The organism is Oligoflexus tunisiensis (genome assembly GCF_001748245.1).
GTDB lineage: Bacteria > Bdellovibrionota_B > Oligoflexia > Oligoflexales > Oligoflexaceae > Oligoflexus > Oligoflexus tunisiensis.
In genome coordinates, this window is the sequence record NZ_BDFO01000001.1 from 2595639 (window position 1) to 2613573 (window position 17935).

Below are 17935 nucleotides of genomic sequence, written 5' to 3' on the forward strand. Positions count from 1 at the left end.
TGGTTGGTACTGACAACTAATGTCATAAAAAAAATCAGCAGCAACCGGAGCTGCTGGTTTCATCCGTCGCACAGCTGGACCCGATTCCCATTCTTTTGCTGGCTGCGCCGGCCAATCTTTGCAGAAGTTCGGTGGCAGCCACGCGAACATCAGGCGCGAGGTCAGCGATCATTTCCTTCTGTTCCTCCACGAGTTCAGCGTGGATCTTTCGAAACAGCTTGCGACCTTGCGGGGTGGCTTCAATGAGAATCGCCCGACTATCCTCAGGGTCCTTGAGTCGGGTTACATAGTTCTTGCGCACAAGCGTTTCGATCACACGACTCGCGGTGCTCTTGTCGAGAAGCAGCTGTTCGGCCAAGGCCTGGAGTCGGAGTGGGCCTTTTTCAATGATGGCTTCAAGAGCTGAACATTGGGTGACGGACACGTCGTAGCAGCAAATCCGATCGCGGTCCCGGAACTGATAGATACGGACGAGCTGATTCAAGGCCTCATAGAGCTCATGAGCATGCCTATCCAGGAGGGAATCCTCTGTGTTTTCAGCATCTTTTGCCATGAGTCAACTCCTGTCAGTCAACCGTTGTTACTAACAACTATATCATCGGCTGCTTTGCTGTCAAACTTTAATAATGCCGTGCTCCCGGCCAAATTCCTCCAGACGGGCTTTGACTTGCCCCAGCGTGCCCCGGAACCGTTCCAGCTGCTCGGCATCGTCTCCCGGTTGGCCGGCTGGGTCGGGGAGAGGCCAATGGAGTTTTTTGGCTTGGGATAGGAGGGTAGGGCAGACTTCCTCGGCACAGAGGGTAATGACAAAGTCGAGGTCGTTCAGGAAATCGGCGGGAAGATCCTCGACACGTTTGGAGCGGAGGTTGCGGGTGTTTGCGCCGAACTCCTGCAGAACCTGGACGGCGTAAGGGTTGACTAGGGATGGATTGGATCCGGCGCTTTCGATTCGCACGGCGTCAGAGAAGATTTTTTTGGCCGCGCCTTCAGCCAGCTGGCTGCGGGCGGAATTAGCCACGCACATGAACAGGATCTTCATGGGAACTCCTTTGGATGTTGGTAAAGTATCGTTTTCGGATCCACAGCGAGACGTTCACCAGACCGATCAGGACGGGGACTTCCACAAGCGGGCCGATGACGGCGGCGAAGGCGGCCCCGTGGTGAATGCCGAAGGTGGCGATGGCGACTGCGATGGCCAGCTCAAAATTATTGGAGGCAGCGGTAAAGGACAGTGTTGCCGATTGCGGGTAGTTGGCTCCCGAACGGCGGCTGAGGAAGAAGGAAACGGCGAACATGATGAGAAAATAGACCAGCAGGGGAAGAGCAATCCTGAGAACGTCTACGGGGACGGAAACGATCTGTTCCCCTTTGAAACTGAACATCAGAACGATGGTAAAGAGGAGAGCCATCAGCGTCATGGGGCTGATCTTCGGGATGAATTTGGTATCGTACCAGGTCGCGCCTTTGGCTTTTCTGAGCCAGAGTCGGGTCAGAGCACCGGCAGCGAAGGGTATTCCCAGGTAAATGAAAACGGATTGGGCGACTTCAGCCATCGTAAGGTTGATGTCAACACCCTGGAGTCCAAAGACCCTGGGAAAAATTGACAGAAAGAGCCAGGCGTAAAAGGGAAATAGCAGAATCTGGAAAATGGAATTCAGAGCCACCAGCCCCGCACAGTATTCCGTGCTGCCTTCGGCCAATTCGTTCCAGACGATGACCATCGCGATGCAACGGGCCAGGCCGATCAGAATGAGCCCGATCATATATTCAGGTTTGTCAGGCAGAAAGATGGCAGCGAGGGCAAACATCAGCAGGGGGCCGATGATCCAGTTCTGAAGGAGGGAGAGAGCGAGGACCTTCCGGTTGCGGAAGACCTGACCCAGTTCTTCATATTTAACTTTGGCCAAGGGCGGGTACATCATCAGAATGAGCCCCACCGCGATGGGAATGGAGGTCGTGCCGTAGCTCATGGAATCGAGCCAGGGCATGAGGCCGGGGAAAAAGTTCCCGATGGCGATGCCCAGGATCATGGCGAGAAAAATCCAGAGCGTCAGATAGCGGTCCAGAAAGGAAAGCCGCCGGGTCCGGGTGGACGTTTGAACCGACATGAACGTTGTCCTCACTCTTATAGCTTTTCCATCATAGTCTTCAGATAATTTAAGGCTTCACCGTTTACGCAGTAGCAACGTCGTGGACCGTCGATGGTGCCTTGCACGAGGCCGGCTTCCTTGAGGATCCGCAGATGCTCGGAAACTGTGGACGCTGCGAGGGAAAATTCATCAGCCAGATCCCCAGAAATGCACTCGCCCTTTTCAATGAGGATGCGGATCAACCGGATGCGAACCGGATGGCCCAGGGCTTTGCAGAAGGCAGCCAGAGCGTCCTCGGAAAATCCTTTCTGCGATCTTGCGTTCAAATTCGGCGCGCAGCGTTCTTTCATAAGCAGACTCCTCAGGTCTTCGTTTATCGTCGAATGACGAAATAAAGTAAAAGAAATTCTTTGACGTCAACGTGGCATTGTAAAGTCCGCCGTCCTGGAATGTATATTGCACAGAACAGGGCTGACCTGTTCGGGATGAATCGATTCCAAAGGAGAATGCTTATGCTCTACCCTGCAACCACGGTGACCGGGCTTGGGATTCAAGCGATTGATGGCCTCTTCGGTGCGGTCAGTGATCTCTATTTCGATGATGTGACCTGGATCGTTCGCTACCTGGTGGTGGATACAGGCAGCTGGTTGTCGGGGCGGAAGGTGCTGATCAGTCCGGAGGCATTGACCGGCATCCATCGGGATGCCAATGTTTTAACCACAACCCTGACCCAACAGCAGATCAAGGACAGCCCTCCTTCTGATTCTGAGAAAACCGTTTCGCGTCAGCATGAAGAGTGCCTGAGCGAATATTATGGATGGTCTCCTTACTGGCTGACGCCCTCGTCCGTTTATCGCTGGCCGAATATTTATCCGCACTCATCTCTTCCGCCAGATGGGACCTTGCCTTCCGGTATCGGGAAAGAAGCCCGGGCCCGGGTGGATGCCAAACGGAGTGAGGAAATTCATCTCCGCAGCTTCAAGGAAATTAAAGGCTATGGCATCGGCGCGACAGACGGCAACATCGGAGAACTGGATGATCTGCTCTTCGGATCCCATGATTGGCGCATCACACATTTGATCGCGGACAGTCGGAAATGGTGGCCCGGGGGACAGGTGATCCTCGATCGGAGCATGGTGGACGATATCGTCTGGGCGGATCGAAAAATTCAGGTGGCGATGACTCAGGATGAGGTGCGGCAGGCACCTCCATATGATCCGGATCGGATTCTAACCGATCAATATCAAAAGGAGGTGTCAAAATACTATCAGAAACTCGCAACACCTAAAACACAGCCACCATCGGCTCGTTCCAGAAATGCACTGTCGGAGCATCATCCGATCTAACCAGCAGGCTCAACCTTGTTTTTACCTGGTATGGGCTTTGCAGTTTATAAAGAGGGGAGATGCTTTCGACAAACAGGAGTTTCCAGATGAAACGGGGCAAGAAGAAAGATTCCGATTTCGAAAATGAGCGTGAGCCGAGCAATGCCGAGATCTCGATGAAATCCAAGGAAGGCAAAGGCTCATTTGCTGATGATGACGTTCACGTTCATGATGACGATCATGATAAGCCCAATATCGTGGAACCTGAGAACAAGGGCCACGGAGCATCCGAGCGTCGCAAAAAATGAAGGGAGTGACGCCCCCTGGTCTGTTATGATGTCCAGCATGTTTCCGGAGCCGCCACCTCGTTTTCGATCCTGGGGTGGCGGCAGGTCTGGATTTTTTGCATTTTCAAGGAAACCTCGGATGTTCAAAGCCTCGCCAGGAAATCATGGTCCCGAAGCCCAAGCGATGGATGGTTTGCGTCTTGACCTTGTGGAAGCCGTTCGATCCCGGTTAACACCGGTGGCCTTGAAGTATGGCTATGCAAACACGCCGTTGGAAGACAAGATCAAGTGGCGGCCGATCGTTCTGATTGTCGGGAATTACTCGTCAGGAAAATCCACGCTCATCAATGAACTTCTGGGCCTTGATATTCAGAAGACGGGGCAGGCTCCGACGGATGATTCCTTTACGGTTATCAGTCACAATCCAACACCAGGAGCCATGGACGAGCGTGACGGCATGGTTCTTCTGAATGATCCCCAGTATCCTTTTACCCATTTAAAAAGGCACGGGCAAAAGTTTGCCTCACACTTTCGTTTGAAAATGGTGCACGCTCCCATCCTGGAGAACGTGGCGATCATCGACACGCCGGGCATGCTGGATTCTGTGTCGGAGAAGGATCGCGGCTACAATTACCAGGAAGTGCTGGCCGAACTCGCCAGCGTCGCCGACCTCATCCTTTTCCTCTTCGATCCGCACAAGGCCGGCACCGTGCGCGAAACTTATGAAGCGTTGCGCCAGACGCTGCCGCAGGGAACGTCGGAAGACCGCATCGTGTTTGTGCTGAATCGCATCGACGAATGCACAACTCTGCATGATCTTTTGCGAGTCTATGGCACGCTGTGCTGGAACCTTTCGCAGATGACGGGACGGAAGGATATTCCGCACATTTTCCTGACCTGGTCCGAACGTGAGGGGACTCAGGCGCGGGAACGGCCTGCGTTTCTGTCCCAGCTAGGCAATCAACGCCGCGAACTGGAACAGGCCATTGTTCAGGCACCCAAATATCGACTGGATCATCTTGCAACCTATATTGAAACGCACTGCGAACGCCTCGGTCATTTCCTGGAGGCTTTGCAGGAGTACGGTAGGATGCGGCGGACTCTCGCGGTTAAAGTCATTTTGATTCTTCTGTCGGTGGCTTTGCTCCTGGGCATGCTGATGTATGGAGCTCTTCTGCAGTCCATGGCGGTCACGGGGCTCGGTCCTGACTTTGCGCTGGGTCTTGCGGGTCTTGTGGTGGCATTCGTCCTCGTGCTGGGCATGGTTTTCATCTATCCACGTCTTCTGCAAAGGTTCCATGCGTCGGTTCTCAAATCCACGCCCTCGCTGACAAGGCTGGATGAACCGAATCGCAAGGAATCATGGGCGCAGGTGGAGGATCGGGTCCGGGACTATCTGCGCGAAAGCAAGGGGAACTTTTCGCTGCGTACGGTGTGGAGTGATCGGCGCAAGATCAGGCATGCCGCGGAGCAGGTCACGCGGCATGCCCGCCAGGGCCCTGGAGTAAGCTTCGACACGCGTTGATAATTGACTGGAGGTCATTACCATGAAAATCCAGGTTCTATTGCGACCCCTGTTTCTATTCCTTCCCATGGTCGGCATGCCTTCAGCTCATGCGGCTGACACCATTCTGCAGGCGTGCACGCCCGAAATCAGAAAGTTCAGGTGCGAGGCGCTGAGCGATAGCTATGCCTATGATTGTCTGAGTCGCCACGATGAGCCGCGGGTCAGAAACAAAGGCTTCAGCCGCAAGTGCTTCAAAGCCTATGCTCGCTATGAGAAAACCACCGGCAAGGGGGAAAAGGTGGAAAGCCATCAGGTCGAGAATCCTGAGCATAGCTATTAAGGGCCTCAAACGAGGTAGGCATTAAGAAGCCGGCTTGGGCCAGGAATAGATGCGGCGGTGTTCCTGAAGCTTGCGGGACAGGGAGTAAGGGCTCCACGCGGGGAGCCGGCCATCCTGAGGATGTAGCCTCAGGAGAAGCTTGAACATCAATCCCATGAATCCCATATGGAAGATCAGAGCCAGCATCAGGGTCACAGGACTCCTGAACAGGTTTTGGATATCGCTGAACACAAAACTCATGAGCATCTCCCCGATCACCAGGGGCAGACCGATGATTTGGGGAAAATTGTTTTTAAAGATGAACGCCGTCCCGTGCATCAGAATGAGAAGCGACAGGGGCACCAGATACGAGGCATCCTGATAGTTCAACACACAGGCCGCCAGCAGAAACGTTCCGCTATAGTTTGCGCCCTTGGAAATCATAAGACTGACCGCGTCCCAGTACGGCTGGAAGCGAAATCGAGCGACCCCGGTCAGGGCAGCCAGCAGGAATATCGCAAGACAGAGAAATTCGCCGACCATGATGACCTCCCACGGCTCTCTTATATATGATAATGAAAATCAATATCATAGACAAGACATTTTTGGCCACCGGAAAATCAGCCGGTCCGCACGCCTCAGCCCTGCCTTAAGACCCCGTATTCACGACCGAACTCTTCGAGCTGCGTGCCGATATGCCCCAGTGTGGTCCGGAAACGCTGAAGCCGTTCCTCCTCGGAGCCGGGCAGCGCGGCCGGGTCCTGGATCGGCCAGTGCACCCGTTTGGCCTGGGCCAGAAGGGGGGATTGAATGTCCTCGTTGCACAAGGTGATGACAAAGTCCAAATCGTGGAGAAAGGTTTCGGACAGATCCGTAACGGATTGGGTCCGCAGATCACTCGTATCCACTCCAATCTCGTGCAGAACCTTGATCGCCAAAGGATCGACCTTGGACGGATGGGTTCCCGCACTTTCAACCTTGACCTCATCCGACAGAACTTTTTTGGCCAATCCTTCCGCCAGCTGGCTGCAGGTTGCATTCGTCACGCACATGAACAGGATCTTCATAGGAACTCCTTTTTCGCGATTGTAAGACGAGACAGCGAGCTGAGAGGCTCTTTCAGACCTTAGCTTATCGTGAAAGGACACTCCAAAGTAAAACGCTTTCTGTCGCGTCACATTGAACTTTATGCAGGAAAGCTCCGCTTGAGCTTGCACTCAAAACAGAATTCATCCAAAGTGCTGCCGACATCTGAACTGCGCATGAGCCGGTGAAGAACGGTGCAAGTCCGTCGCTGTCCCGCAACTGTAAGCCGATTCCGGTAAGCCAGATCCCACTCATGCGTTCCCGACCCGCGGAGGTTTTTGCATGTTTTGCATGCGACGTCGTCTTGTTTTGCTCGCGCTCAGCACTCCCGTTCTTGCCACTGAATCCGAACACATGGAAGTGAATGGCCAACGCCACTCCTGGCTGGAATCCGCCCAGACAGCCAGCGAAGGGCAGGTCAATCATGAACAGCTTCAGGAACGACCCATTTTGCGCCCTGGTGAAATTATGGAGTCAGTTCCCGGGCTGATCACCACGCAGCATAGTGGGACGGGTAAAGCCAACCAATACTTTCTGCGTGGCTTCAATCTCGACCATGGAACCGACTTCGCCACGTTTGTGGATGGCATTCCCATCAACATGCCTTCGCATGGACATGGCCAGGGCTACACGGATGTGAACTTTCTCATTCCAGAGATTCTGGATCATCTGAACTATGGCAAGGGTCCTTACGCGGCAGCTTACGGAAATTTCAGCGGGGCCGGTTATGTGGACATGAGCACGCGGAACGTCCTGCCTCATGGTCTGGTGAAATATACGGTTGGGAGTTATGACTACCATCGTTTGCTTGTTCTTGATTCCATCGAGATTGGTGAATCGGGCTACCTGAGTTATGCGCTGGAAGGGACACGATACCAGGGACCCTGGTCGGACATGGATGAAAAGCTGCGGAAAAAACTGGGTTGGATCAAATTTGTTCAGCCCGTTGCGGATGGGCGGCATACGGTGACCCTGCAGCACTATGAAGGTTCGTGGAATGCGGCGGATCAGATACCAGCACGGGCGGTGACGGACGGTCTTATCAACCGTCGCGGCACGCTGGACCCGACCACCGGAGGACGGACGCAAAGGGATAGCCTCAGCTGGATCGGGGAAAAATCCTGGGGGGATTCCAGCCTGCGCCTTCAGGTTTATGGCGTGCGTTATGGTCTGAATCTTTGGTCCAACCTCAGTTATTTTCTCGAAGATCCGGTGCAGGGTGATCAATTTGAGCAGGAAGATCGGCGCTCCATCCTCGGGGCCTCCGCGCGCTTCAGCCGGAAGTGGAGCATGGGCACCATTCCCGGTACGCTGACTGTCGGGGCGCAGCAGCGCTATGATCATATTGATAATCTGGGACTCTATAAGACCATCGCGCGACAACGCACGGCCACGCGGGGTGAATCCTCTGTGAATGAACAGCAGGCTGGCGTTTATGTGAGCCAGGAATGGCACTGGAGTCCTGATTTTCGCAGCACGCTGGCGGTGCGGCATGATCAGATTCAATTCCAACATCATGACAGGATGAATGATGCCCGTAAGCGTGCGCAGGCTCGCATCACCAGTCCCAAACTCACAACGAGCTATCGCCTGGCTCAAGGCCTTCAGGTTTTCGCCAGCGGCGGCCAAAGTTTTCATAGCAATGACGCGAGGGGCGTGACCGCGGAAGGTGTGGCTGCTCCGGGCCTTGTCCCTGTGCGTGGTTACGAAGTGGGAGGCAGTTACGAAGCGGACGATGCGTTGCGAATTTCATTGGCTCTCTGGCGCCTTCAGCTGGATTCCGAACTGATTTATATCGGTGACGCGGGGACAACGGAAGCTTCGAGCGCCAGCCGCCGTGAAGGTGTGGACTGGCTCCTGCAACTGGCTCCGGATCCTTTGTTTCATGCAGATTTTGAACTGTCCTGGGCCCGGGCCCGATTTCAGTCGGATCCGCTTGGAGAAGGCGATCAGGTGGAAGGGCATTTGCCTTTCGTGGCCATGCTGGGCCTGGGAAGTCAGTTTCAAAAATGGTCGGGAGCCGCGCGTTTGCGATATTTTGGCAAACGACCCTTGACTGCAGATGGCCGCAGGCAATCCGATCCGACCCGGGTTCTGAATCTTCATGTTGCTTATGAAACCGATGGCTGGGACTTCGCACTGGATACTCTGAATGCCCTCAATAGCAAGGACCATGATATCGACTATTATTACGAATCTCAGCTATTAGGTGAGACCGAACCCCAGGAGGATCTGCATTACCACCCGGTGGAACCAGCCTCGCTGCGACTGCATATCGGGCGCAAATTTTAACCCTTCCTACTCCAAATGGATGGCGGCTGCAATCTGGGCCTGGTCAAGGCCCTGACCTGGCCAGCCGTCCAATTTTCGAACAGACTGTCAAGTCAGTGGCATGCCTGCGACTTCATCCCGATTAAAATCCACAGGAAATACAGGGCAATTCAACTTCCTTACGCGGGAGTAATCTTTGCACTGGCGGGTTTGAAACCCTTCACTCAACGTAGGAGTTGATAATGAAATGTAGAATCACAGCTGTCATGGTCTTCCTGGGGGCATTCGCCTGCGGTCAGCAGAATACGGAGACGTCCGATACGAGCTCCGTGGTCTTGAACCAGAACAAGTGGCCCAATCCCAAGGCTATTCCGGTTTGTATCATCAACCGCAGTCAAGTTTCGGATGAACTTTTCAATGATGTGAAGTCGCACGTGACCACTGATTATGCCAGCAAAGCGGGTATTGGTTTTACCGGTTGGGACAATTGCACCTCAGCTGATATGAATGCGCGTGTGATCCGGGTGAACTTCAGCCGTGTTCACAACTGGGGTAGTGGTCGCGTGACAGCCGGTGGTGGTCTTTCCATGGTGGGAGCTTCGCCATATTCCTGCGGCACGCGTTGTGCCGGTGGTACCATGCGTCTTGATATCAGCGCGGATGGTCGTTATCCTGCGGCAAGCGCCTGGTCCAGAAATTTTGCTGTGACCCAAACCCGCGCCACGGCCGTTCATGAATTCGGCCATGCCCTGGGTCTATTGCATGAGCATGAAAGAACGGATGCTCCCGGTTGCGGCGACTATGAGGATAAGGTTCGCAATACCGATCGGACGGTTTACGTCGGTGCGTTTGATGCGAATTCCATCATGAACTACTGTCACAACTCAAGTTTGACGAAACTCTCCGCAGGAGATGTGGCCGGTCTTAAGTATCTCTATCCGCAACTCGGCGGTGGCACCAATGGTGGAGCCGTCGCACCACGACCCACACCAACTCCCGCTCCTGAAAATGTGGCCAGCTTTGGTCCCTTCGGTCACAATGAAGCCAAGGTACTCATGACCCTCCCAAGCGCACAGGGCCGCTATGTGAATTTCTCGGTGGCCGTGGATACCGAACCTCATCCCCAGTGTGAATACGATCACGTGATCGTGGAAGATGCTGCGGGCTGGAGATCAAGCCGATTCTGCGGTCGTACCGCCTGGAAACTCACGAATCTTGCGACCCCGGTCCGGGTTATTTTCTATTCCGACCCTGCTGTGGCCTCCAAATCCGTCAAGGTCAGCAAGGTCAGTTATACCGGAGGCTCAGGAGCCGCAGCTTCGCCATCGGCTGATGCTGAAGCTCCCGACCAGGAATAAGTTCTGTCAGCGATTGTGCGGTGGCGCCTGAATCCGCACAACCCCGAACTGGGACAGAAGTGTATCCGGTGCCGCGCGACCTGCCGCCACGATCATGCCATCCGGCTGGATGGCAAGAGCGTTGGCCCGGTCCGCGCCGGGACCGAACCCGACCACCACAGCGCCCGTACCGCCAAAGCTTTCATCGAGAGCCCCGTTTGCGTGACAAAGGATGATCAGAAAGTCCTCGTTGCCGTGATGTCCACCCAGCACCAATTTCCCATCCGCACGTCGCGCCAGCGCATAGGTTCCTGACGTGGAGAGAAAATCATAGAGAGCGCCGCCGCCTGATCCGAAGCTGGTATCCAGCGTGCCATCGGCGTGATACTGCGCGAGCGCGACTCCATAGCGTTCACAGGGATTGGGAAAACATCCGCCACTGACCTGGCCCACACCTGCCACCACGATCCGACCATCGGGCAGCAACGCGAGACCCTGCGCGCGATCCGCTCCGCCGTTAAAATCCGTCGTGACAATGCCGCCGCTTCCAAAGCTGGTATCGAGACTGCCGTTGCTGTTGTAACGCACCAACGTGAAATTTACATGGGGCCCGCTGGTCCAGCCACCGCCGGCCACCAGAATTTTGCCATCCGGTTGAATGAGAACGGCATTCGCACTGTCCTGCCCTCCGATATCGGTGACCACGGTGCCGTCGCCGCCGAAGCTGGTATCCAGTGAGCCATCACGATGATAGCGCGCGACGGCGAAGTCGGCGAGGAATGTGCCGGTGACGCCAGCGACCACGATTTTTCCATCGGGGGCAATGGCCACGGCCTGGGCCATATCGTTGACTCCGGCGCCGGTTTGCGGATAGATCGGCGTCAGCACTTTTCCATTGGTACCGAAGGTGGGATCCAATCGTCCGCTGCTGTCGTAACGGGCCAGCGCAAAGGTATCATGGGCATAGGAAAGATTGCGGGCATAGCCTACGACCACGAGCTTCTGATCGGGCTGCACGGCAACGGCCTTCGCTGCGGAACCGTAGTATTCCGTGAACGATGTGGTGACCTTGCCGCCGACGCCAAAACCGGTGTCGAGGCTGCCGTCGGGTCTCAGGCGCATCAACGCGAAATCCACCAGACGATTGGAGCTGGGTCGTCCGGATCCGGCGAGCACGATGCGCCCATCCCGTTGCAGGGCCATTCCAAAAACTTCGCCATCACCGCCGCCGAAGTCCATCCCGACCATGCCTCCTGTTCCAAAGGCCGGATCAAGCTCCCCAGCGGCTCGAACCGTGGGATCGGCCTGGATGCCGGCGCCCCAATCGACCAGCAGCGCGACGACCAGCAAGGCGGCAACCGATACGAACTTATTCCCTACTCTTTTGCATGTCCTCATGATGTCTGAGTTCACTTCATCCTCCTGCTTCAATGAAAGTCAAGGCGGCATCAGTGTTATCAGAATTCCAGGGCTTCGGCTGCTAGGTATATTACCTAGGAGGCATGAGCCGTATGCTCCCGGTTTGGAAAATCCAGGAGAGCGTGAGGCGGAAGAACCAGGTCCAGAACAAAGGGGCAGCCGCCGGTTTTCGGTTCGGCCAGCGTTCGGATTGCAATGTGGGCATCGATTTCTTTCAGGAGATGACGCACGGCGGCCATGCCGATGCCACGTCCTGAAATTTCCGTAACGGCTTCCGCGGTGGAAACTTCTGCGGCAAAAATCAATTCGGCGATTTGCGCGGGTGACCACTGGACTCCTGCCGGCACAAGACCCGCTGCCCGTGCCTTGTCGAGAATGCGCTGCAGTTGCAGACCGCGGCCGTCATCCCAGATCCTTAGGGTCCAGGCGCCATTCTCTTTCTGCAGCTCCAGACTGATGAGTCCCGCCGCATTTTTTCCTTGCGCGAGACGCTCGGCCGGGGATTCCAGACCGTGATCGAGAACATTTCGTATGATATGAGTCATCGCCTGCCGCAGAGCGCGCTCGGCGTCGGGATGCAGCCAGGAGCGTGGCAGAGTCAGGTGAAAGTCGGGGCGGGCCTTGCCGAGCTGTTCGGCGAGCGTCGCTGCGTCCTCGATCAGATCCTGGATCATGTCCTCCAGACGGACGAACAGCCTGGGTCCCAATTGTCCGGACAGCTTCTGCCATGTTGCGGAATCAGGGGGTGCCAGCAGGCATTGTTGCAGGAGGCGAACATCGTCTTCATGCAGCTGGCCTTCATTCGCAACGGGGATGGCGCGGGACATGAGATCGCGCTCCAGCTGGGCATAACGATCCAGCACCACCCGAATGCCATGATGCAGCGTGAACAGCCGGACCCGATCCGGCTCCGGATCCTGGATTTGCTGCTTAATGGTTTCCTCGGCGTCATGCACGAGGGATGTCAGTCGTTTTAAGGGCAGACTGCGCGCCGAACCCTTGAGTGTGTGATAGAGAATCAGCAGGCGTTCATACCGCTCACGGGCGGGCAAGGCTTCATCCTGGAACAGGGTCTGGGCGTTATTCATGGTGTCGTTGGCCTGTCGCACGAAACGCTGGAAAAGACTGGGTTTGATGGCGATCAATTCGCTCATCACAAGCAGGTCCTCTTCATGCTGCTGCTTGCCTGCCACCAGTTCCCGCACGGAACTGACATCGCGCACGGTGACAAGGATCTGTGCGACCGTTTTCTGTTTATTCAACATGGGAGCCCACTCAAGTTCCAAAATCTTCCGGCTGCTCTGAGCTGAACTCAGGGTGATTTCTCGCGGCAGGTGCGAGGCGTTCAGTTCCCAGCACAGGAGGTCCTCACCAAAGGAAGCGATCAAAATGCTTTCGACCTGGGAGATCAGCTCCTGATCGCAGGTGCTTTGGGCAAAAAGGAGCGGGATGGCTGGCGTTTCCTTAAGGTCCTGGACTTCAAATATGATTTCAAGATGCTGGGAGTATTCCTCATGAATGGTGAGATCCGGCTGAATGATCAGAAGCCCCTGCTCCATGGTATTCAATATGGAGCGAATGGAACGCGTCTGCCGGTCCACCTCGTCGGTCAGATCCTTCTGCAGGCGCTCAGCCGTGCGAAAGGCAAGCGCAAACCGTTTGGCCACGACCTGACTTTCCATAAAGATGAAGACGCAGGTTCCATATTGCGTGAGGTAAGGATAGGGGAGCAGACCATAGACGATCAGGATATCGTAGGCCAGCGTTGCGATCATGATAACCGTGCCGCTGAAGGCGTAAAGTGCCCCACTGCTCTTCCCATACATGGCCTTGACCATGATATGGAAACAGAGAACCGCATTCACCAAAGCATAGATTTGATAGTACGGCAGCGCCCGGGAATAAACGTCCAACGGCAGCACCATGGTGGAAAGCAGCCCGATGGCTCCCAGAATCAACTGAATCTTCAGGAAAAGCTGAGGCACCTGGTCGCGAAAGGTGCTGTTTAAAAACGCCATGAATGAAAGCGGTCCGGCCAGGACTGCCGCATATTCCAGCCAGGCCTTCCATTGATAGAGGATCAGTCGGGGTTGATCCGCATAGTAGTCCAGAAGGTAACCAGCCGCCAGAGCCCTTAAGCCTGACATCAAACAAAAACAGAAGAGCAGAAGGCTGGCCCTGTCCTCGGGACGGCGCAGATACATGACGAGGTTATAAAGCCCCATCACCATGAGAACCGCAACCGCCAGAAGATAGGATTCATGCTCCAGGTGATAGGCACGACTCAAATAGGTTCCTGGGCCGATTTCAGGGCTGACCCAGAGGCCGGAGCGTCCGTAATGAAAATTGGAGACCTGGATCAGCAGCACCCACACCTCGTGCGGTCCAGCGGGTTGAAAGGTCATCACGCGCGGCAGCATCGCAGGTATGGATTCGGCGAGCTTTGTGCCGACCTTGCCGTTTTGAAAAATAATGGCCGATTCCGGCCGGCCTTCAGGATAAAGAAACGCCTTGTAAGCCGACGCAACACTGCGGACAGCCAGCTCATAAGCCTCAGGCGCCTCGGGGAATCCCTGCAGACGGAGACGATAGCTGGCAAAGCCCTTCAGAGGATTCAGTCCCCATTGTGCTTCGGCCGCATCCCAGACCTTGCCGGCCTCCGCAGTGTGGAGAGCGGTTCGGGTATCCCCCGGTTCCACGAGCGCTTCGGGAAAAAATTCCCAGGGTCCTGTCAGCTTCACGGTCCGGCCTTCGGTCAAGGCTGCGGCCACATCGAGCGCGGAGGGCGGCTCAGCCGCTGCCAGGGGACCGGCGCTGAACGTCCAGAGAAGCAGAGCGCCGAGCGCAAGAGTCCCGAATCGCCTGCCAGGCGGCTGTGGCGGTGATGCTCTCATGGTGCCATCGGGTCTCATGTTCAGGACCGTCCCTTTCTCTGATGTGTTCCCCACAGCGTAACGGCCTTTTCAGAACGCATCTGAATAGGTAAAAAGTTGCCGGTAGGATAGGATGGGGTTTGACAAGGGAATGGGATAGCCAAGGATTCGCATGTACAACTACAATCATCTCTTTTATTTTTACACCGTGGCCCGTCTGGGCGGGATCATGAAAGCCGCCCAGTACCTGCACATCGCGCAGCCCTCCCTGAGCACGCAGATCAAGGCTCTGGAGGCTCATACCCATCGCATCCTCTTCAAGAAGGTCGGCCGGGGCCTTGCCCTGACACAGGATGGAGAGGTGCTCTATTCCATCTGCCGCAAGATGTTTGATCATGTCGAGGATCTTCATAATTTTCTGTTGAGCAAGGAAAGCCGGATGCAGAAACGCATTCGGATCGGGGTCGGGGACGAGCTGGAACGGCCGTTTGTGGTGAATTTAATCCAGCGGATCTTCCGCACCAGCCTGAAGAATCAGAAGACCCAGGTCAGCATGAGGTCGGGTAAACACCGGGTTCTGCTCGAACAGCTGCGCTGGCGTGAACTGGATGTGCTGCTCAGCAATCACTCAGCCCACGGCGATGATTTTACGGTGCTCGCGGAAATCCCCATGCCGGTGATTGCCGTCGCGGCCCCGAAAGTGGTGAAGCCCTATCGGAAGAGCACGGCCCGGGAGACGCTGGCGAAGCGGCTCCAGCAGCTGGATCTGGGGCTGGTCCTGCCGATGGAGGATCAAAAGTTGCGGGTCGAGACGGAGATTTATCTTCAAAAGGCCCGGATCCGGCAGACCATGGTGTTTGAAAGCGATATCCTGGCGGCTGTGGTGCGCGCCACCGTCGAGGGACTGGGTGTGGCCTTTCTGCCGAAACCCTATATACAAAAAGAGCTAACCAGTGGATCTCTGGTGAAATTGAATGAGAGCCAAAAACTTTGGACTCATTCCATTTACCAGATCATCCACAAAAAGCGTCAGCTCGACTTCATCAACACGGATATCCGTGATTATTTCCGAATCTATAAGGACAAAACCTAGGGCCGCTTACTTCACGCCGGCTGGAGCCACGAAGTTCAAGGGGCGCGTGGACTTTGTCTCATGGCTGAGATGGACCTCCAGCACCCGCAGAAATTCCCGAACCATGGCGCTGTCCCGCAGCCGATATTGGGCTTTGGAGGATTCGCCGCCGACGCGCAGGGTCATGCCGTTTTCCTGAATGACCCGAAACATATCCTCGTCGGTGGTGTCATCGCCGATGGCAATGCAGGAAATGGGGTCGCCACGCTGCATGCGTTTTTGCACCACGTGGGCCTTGCTGATGCCTTTGGCGCGCACTTCCAGGTTCTTTTTCCCCTGGAGGATTTCGAGCATGTCCACGCCTTCCAGAGCCTGGATTTCAGCCGTCAGGGCCTCCAGCATGGGCTCGACCGGACCCTGTTCCATCATGCGATAGTGGAGCACGATGGAAAACGCCTTCTTCTCGACCAGCAGCCCTTTGTAGACGTCCTTATAGGTTTCGAAAAGATCGTGGACCCTTTTCAGTGCCGTTAAATCCCGCTTGGGATCGAGCAGCAAACTCCTTTGCCGGGTATGCGGATCATAGGAAATGCCGCCGTGTTCACCATGCAGGTAAAGTGGCAGGCGATAGAACCAATGAAAAAGCTCATCAAAGCGGCGGCCACTCACGATGTGGACCTCGATGCCAGGGGTGTGGCTGAGTCTTTTGAGCAGCATCATCAGGCTGGCATCCGGTGAGGCCAGCTCGGGGCGGCGCACGATGGGAAACAGGGTGCCGTCGTAATCAATGAAAAGCGCCAGGGGAGCCTTGAGCCTGGACACCAGACCAGGCAGTTCATGAGCCTGCAAAAAAACCTTTTCCGGCTCGGGTCCCGGTGCCGGCAAAGGCCTGGGGGCTCGACTGAAAAACTGCTGAACCCATTCTCTGGCGTTAAACTTCATAACGGCCTCTCTGAGTTTTTTCATACGAAGCATCCTGTCGCTCTGGGGCATGGTCAGCGCCTGGTACATGGCCTGGGCTGTGGCATCGATATCATAGGGGTTGACAATGAGAGCGTCCCGCATTTCATCGACCGCGCCGGCAAACTCGCTTAAAACCAGAACGCCGTCGAGATCAGCGCGGGAAGCGACAAATTCCTTGGCCACGAGGTTCATGCCGTCGATCAGTGGTGTCACCAGCATCACATTGATCTTACCATAGGCCTGGCCGAGTTCCTCGGCGTTGAAAGCCGAAGCGAAGTACTGGATGGGTTGATAACCGGGAACACCAAATCGTCCATTGATGGAACCAATCAGCTGTTCCACCTGCTGTTTGCAGCGACTGTAGGCGGGCAATTCATCCCGCGAGGTCGGTGCAATCTGGATGAGCGTGATTTTCCCAAGAAGTTCAGGATGCAGCTCGAGCAGTCGTTCGAAAGCCAGAAACTTGCGGGACAGGCCCTTGGTGTAATCGAGCCGGTCCACTGAAAAGAGAACATTCAGCTCAGGATTGTCCTGCCGCATTTTATCAATGGCCTCGACCAGCGTGCCCCCTTCCTCGTGCGCAGCGATCTCTGCCCAGCGCGAGCCGTCAACACCCAAAGGTGCGGCCACGACCGAAACCTTGCGACCATGGACCATGAGCCCATCCGGAACGCGCGGATGGGAGACGATGCTTTCCACCGCCTGCTTAAAATGATCGGCGTAGCCCTGGGTATGAAAACCAATGGTGTCAGCTCCCAGCATGCCTTCCAGGATTTCGTCGCGGATCGGAAGCATCCGAAAGATTTCCGACGGAGGAAAAGGAATATGCATGAAAAAGGAGATGTGAACACCCAGATCACGATCGCGGATCATTTTAGGCAGAAGCTGGAGGTGGTAATCCTGGATCCAAACGGTGTCACCCGGTTTCACGAGTTCCGCCAGTCGATCCGCAAAAAGACGATTGATGAGTTGATAGTCCGCCCAGTGGGGCAGAGTGAGAGGCAAACGGCCCGTCTGGTTATGATAGAGAGGCCAGAACACGCCGTTGGAAATGTCATTGTAAAACGCATGATGAGCGCGCATGGGCAATCGTACTGTGGCGCAGCCCTGGTCCTGGAAGGCCTTATTGACCATGGTCTTCTGTGCTTTGCTCATTTTTTGCGTCAAACCATCCCAGCCGAGCCAGATGGTATTCTCGTTCAATAAAGGCAGAAGGCCACTCGCCAGGCCGCCCACAGAGGGCTTAAGACGGAGCTCACCATTGTCAAAACATCCGCTGAAAGGAAGGCGGTGTGATACGATAAATAGCCGATTCATTGGCTCCTCCTTTGCCGCACAAATTCCTATTAAGAATCGGTATCATGGCGATTCTTGTACAATATTTTT

16 protein-coding genes are annotated in these 17935 nt (G+C 55.3%); 7 read left to right on the forward strand and 9 right to left on the reverse strand.

Annotation, left to right across the window (positions count from 1 at the left end; all coding sequences use genetic code 11):
* Positions 1-34 precede the first annotated feature (34 nt).
* The 4 genes from OLTU_RS11235 to OLTU_RS11250 are packed head-to-tail and all read right to left on the reverse strand — an operon-like array spanning position 35 to position 2440.
* A complete protein-coding gene (locus OLTU_RS11235) occupies positions 35-553 on the reverse strand; it encodes a MarR family winged helix-turn-helix transcriptional regulator (protein WP_141732851.1) in 519 nt (172 codons plus the stop codon).
* 60 nt (positions 554-613) lie between these two features.
* The gene (locus tag OLTU_RS11240; protein ID WP_141732852.1) at positions 614-1039 is read right to left on the reverse strand and encodes an arsenate reductase ArsC; all 426 of its coding nucleotides are present in this window, start codon (positions 1037-1039) and stop codon (positions 614-616) included.
* On the reverse strand, positions 1011-2108 hold the full coding sequence (gene arsB, locus OLTU_RS11245) for an ACR3 family arsenite efflux transporter (RefSeq protein WP_141732853.1): 1098 nt from the start codon (positions 2106-2108) through the stop codon (positions 1011-1013). The genes OLTU_RS11240 and arsB overlap by 29 nt, the downstream gene beginning before the upstream one ends.
* A gap of 17 nt (positions 2109-2125) precedes the next feature.
* Entirely contained in the window at positions 2126-2440 is a 315-nt protein-coding gene (locus OLTU_RS11250) for an ArsR/SmtB family transcription factor (protein WP_141732854.1), read from the reverse strand.
* A gap of 162 nt (positions 2441-2602) precedes the next feature.
* On the opposite strand from OLTU_RS11250, the gene OLTU_RS11255 reads away from it, so the two are divergent.
* The 4 genes from OLTU_RS11255 to OLTU_RS11270 all read left to right on the forward strand — a co-directional run bounded on the left by OLTU_RS11255 (position 2603) and on the right by OLTU_RS11270 (position 5549).
* Complete coding sequence (locus OLTU_RS11255; RefSeq protein ID WP_141732855.1) at positions 2603-3436, forward strand: YlmC/YmxH family sporulation protein; 834 nt, start codon at positions 2603-2605, stop codon at positions 3434-3436.
* An 86-nt stretch (positions 3437-3522) separates the two neighbouring features.
* Positions 3523-3723, forward strand: a complete 201-nt coding sequence (locus OLTU_RS11260; RefSeq protein WP_141732856.1) for a hypothetical protein — start codon at positions 3523-3525, stop codon at positions 3721-3723.
* A 118-nt stretch (positions 3724-3841) separates the two neighbouring features.
* The gene (locus OLTU_RS11265) at positions 3842-5227 is read left to right on the forward strand and encodes a dynamin family protein (RefSeq protein ID WP_176736522.1); all 1386 of its coding nucleotides are present in this window, start codon (positions 3842-3844) and stop codon (positions 5225-5227) included.
* 22 nt (positions 5228-5249) lie between these two features.
* Complete coding sequence (locus tag OLTU_RS11270; protein WP_141732858.1) at positions 5250-5549, forward strand: hypothetical protein; 300 nt, start codon at positions 5250-5252, stop codon at positions 5547-5549.
* A 21-nt stretch (positions 5550-5570) separates the two neighbouring features.
* On the opposite strand, the gene OLTU_RS11275 is transcribed toward OLTU_RS11270, so the two are convergent.
* Together OLTU_RS11275 and OLTU_RS11280 are read right to left on the reverse strand one after the other, a co-directional pair.
* Positions 5571-6071, reverse strand: a complete 501-nt coding sequence (locus OLTU_RS11275; protein ID WP_141732859.1) for a hypothetical protein — start codon at positions 6069-6071, stop codon at positions 5571-5573.
* A 95-nt stretch (positions 6072-6166) separates the two neighbouring features.
* Positions 6167-6595, reverse strand: coding sequence for an arsenate reductase ArsC (locus OLTU_RS11280; RefSeq protein ID WP_141732860.1), 429 nt, complete (start codon positions 6593-6595; stop codon positions 6167-6169).
* Positions 6596-6905: 310 nt separating this feature from the next.
* On the opposite strand from OLTU_RS11280, the gene OLTU_RS11285 reads away from it, so the two are divergent.
* Together OLTU_RS11285 and OLTU_RS11290 are read left to right on the forward strand one after the other, a co-directional pair.
* Entirely contained in the window at positions 6906-8906 is a 2001-nt protein-coding gene (locus tag OLTU_RS11285) for a TonB-dependent receptor (RefSeq protein WP_218109980.1), read from the forward strand.
* A 221-nt stretch (positions 8907-9127) separates the two neighbouring features.
* Entirely contained in the window at positions 9128-10243 is a 1116-nt protein-coding gene (locus tag OLTU_RS11290) for a hypothetical protein (RefSeq protein ID WP_141732862.1), read from the forward strand.
* Positions 10244-10249: 6 nt separating this feature from the next.
* Here OLTU_RS11290 and OLTU_RS11295 read toward each other — a convergent pair whose 3' ends face one another.
* Both OLTU_RS11295 and OLTU_RS11300 read right to left on the reverse strand, forming a co-directional pair.
* Complete coding sequence (locus OLTU_RS11295) at positions 10250-11620, reverse strand: delta-60 repeat domain-containing protein (RefSeq protein ID WP_218109981.1); 1371 nt, start codon at positions 11618-11620, stop codon at positions 10250-10252.
* A gap of 95 nt (positions 11621-11715) precedes the next feature.
* Entirely contained in the window at positions 11716-14535 is a 2820-nt protein-coding gene (locus OLTU_RS11300; RefSeq protein ID WP_218109982.1) for a 7TM diverse intracellular signaling domain-containing protein, read from the reverse strand.
* A gap of 151 nt (positions 14536-14686) precedes the next feature.
* Between OLTU_RS11300 and OLTU_RS11305 the strand changes: the two genes are divergently transcribed.
* Entirely contained in the window at positions 14687-15607 is a 921-nt protein-coding gene (locus tag OLTU_RS11305; RefSeq protein ID WP_141732865.1) for a LysR family transcriptional regulator, read from the forward strand.
* 6 nt (positions 15608-15613) lie between these two features.
* Here OLTU_RS11305 and OLTU_RS11310 read toward each other — a convergent pair whose 3' ends face one another.
* Positions 15614-17866, reverse strand: coding sequence for a bifunctional alpha,alpha-trehalose-phosphate synthase (UDP-forming)/trehalose-phosphatase (locus OLTU_RS11310; protein ID WP_141732866.1), 2253 nt, complete (start codon positions 17864-17866; stop codon positions 15614-15616).
* Positions 17867-17935 lie beyond the last annotated feature (69 nt).

Bases quoted from the DNA above. Each gene is read 5' to 3' on its own strand.
- OLTU_RS11235 (WP_141732851.1), bottom strand. From the start codon at position 553: ATGGCAAAAGATGCTGAAAACACAGAGGATTCCCTCCTGGATAGGCAT.
- OLTU_RS11240 (WP_141732852.1), bottom strand. From the start codon at position 1,039: ATGAAGATCCTGTTCATGTGCGTGGCTAATTCCGCCCGCAGCCAGCTG.
- arsB (WP_141732853.1), bottom strand. From the start codon at position 2,108: ATGTCGGTTCAAACGTCCACCCGGACCCGGCGGCTTTCCTTTCTGGAC.
- OLTU_RS11250 (WP_141732854.1), bottom strand. From the start codon at position 2,440: ATGAAAGAACGCTGCGCGCCGAATTTGAACGCAAGATCGCAGAAAGGA.
- OLTU_RS11255 (WP_141732855.1), top strand. From the start codon at position 2,603: ATGCTCTACCCTGCAACCACGGTGACCGGGCTTGGGATTCAAGCGATT.
- OLTU_RS11260 (WP_141732856.1), top strand. From the start codon at position 3,523: ATGAAACGGGGCAAGAAGAAAGATTCCGATTTCGAAAATGAGCGTGAG.
- OLTU_RS11265 (WP_176736522.1), top strand. From the start codon at position 3,842: ATGTTCAAAGCCTCGCCAGGAAATCATGGTCCCGAAGCCCAAGCGATG.
- OLTU_RS11270 (WP_141732858.1), top strand. From the start codon at position 5,250: ATGAAAATCCAGGTTCTATTGCGACCCCTGTTTCTATTCCTTCCCATG.
- OLTU_RS11275 (WP_141732859.1), bottom strand. From the start codon at position 6,071: ATGGTCGGCGAATTTCTCTGTCTTGCGATATTCCTGCTGGCTGCCCTG.
- OLTU_RS11280 (WP_141732860.1), bottom strand. From the start codon at position 6,595: ATGAAGATCCTGTTCATGTGCGTGACGAATGCAACCTGCAGCCAGCTG.
- OLTU_RS11285 (WP_218109980.1), top strand. From the start codon at position 6,906: ATGCGACGTCGTCTTGTTTTGCTCGCGCTCAGCACTCCCGTTCTTGCC.
- OLTU_RS11290 (WP_141732862.1), top strand. From the start codon at position 9,128: ATGAAATGTAGAATCACAGCTGTCATGGTCTTCCTGGGGGCATTCGCC.
- OLTU_RS11295 (WP_218109981.1), bottom strand. From the start codon at position 11,620: ATGAGGACATGCAAAAGAGTAGGGAATAAGTTCGTATCGGTTGCCGCC.
- OLTU_RS11300 (WP_218109982.1), bottom strand. From the start codon at position 14,535: ATGAGAGCATCACCGCCACAGCCGCCTGGCAGGCGATTCGGGACTCTT.
- OLTU_RS11305 (WP_141732865.1), top strand. From the start codon at position 14,687: ATGTACAACTACAATCATCTCTTTTATTTTTACACCGTGGCCCGTCTG.
- OLTU_RS11310 (WP_141732866.1), bottom strand. From the start codon at position 17,866: ATGAATCGGCTATTTATCGTATCACACCGCCTTCCTTTCAGCGGATGT.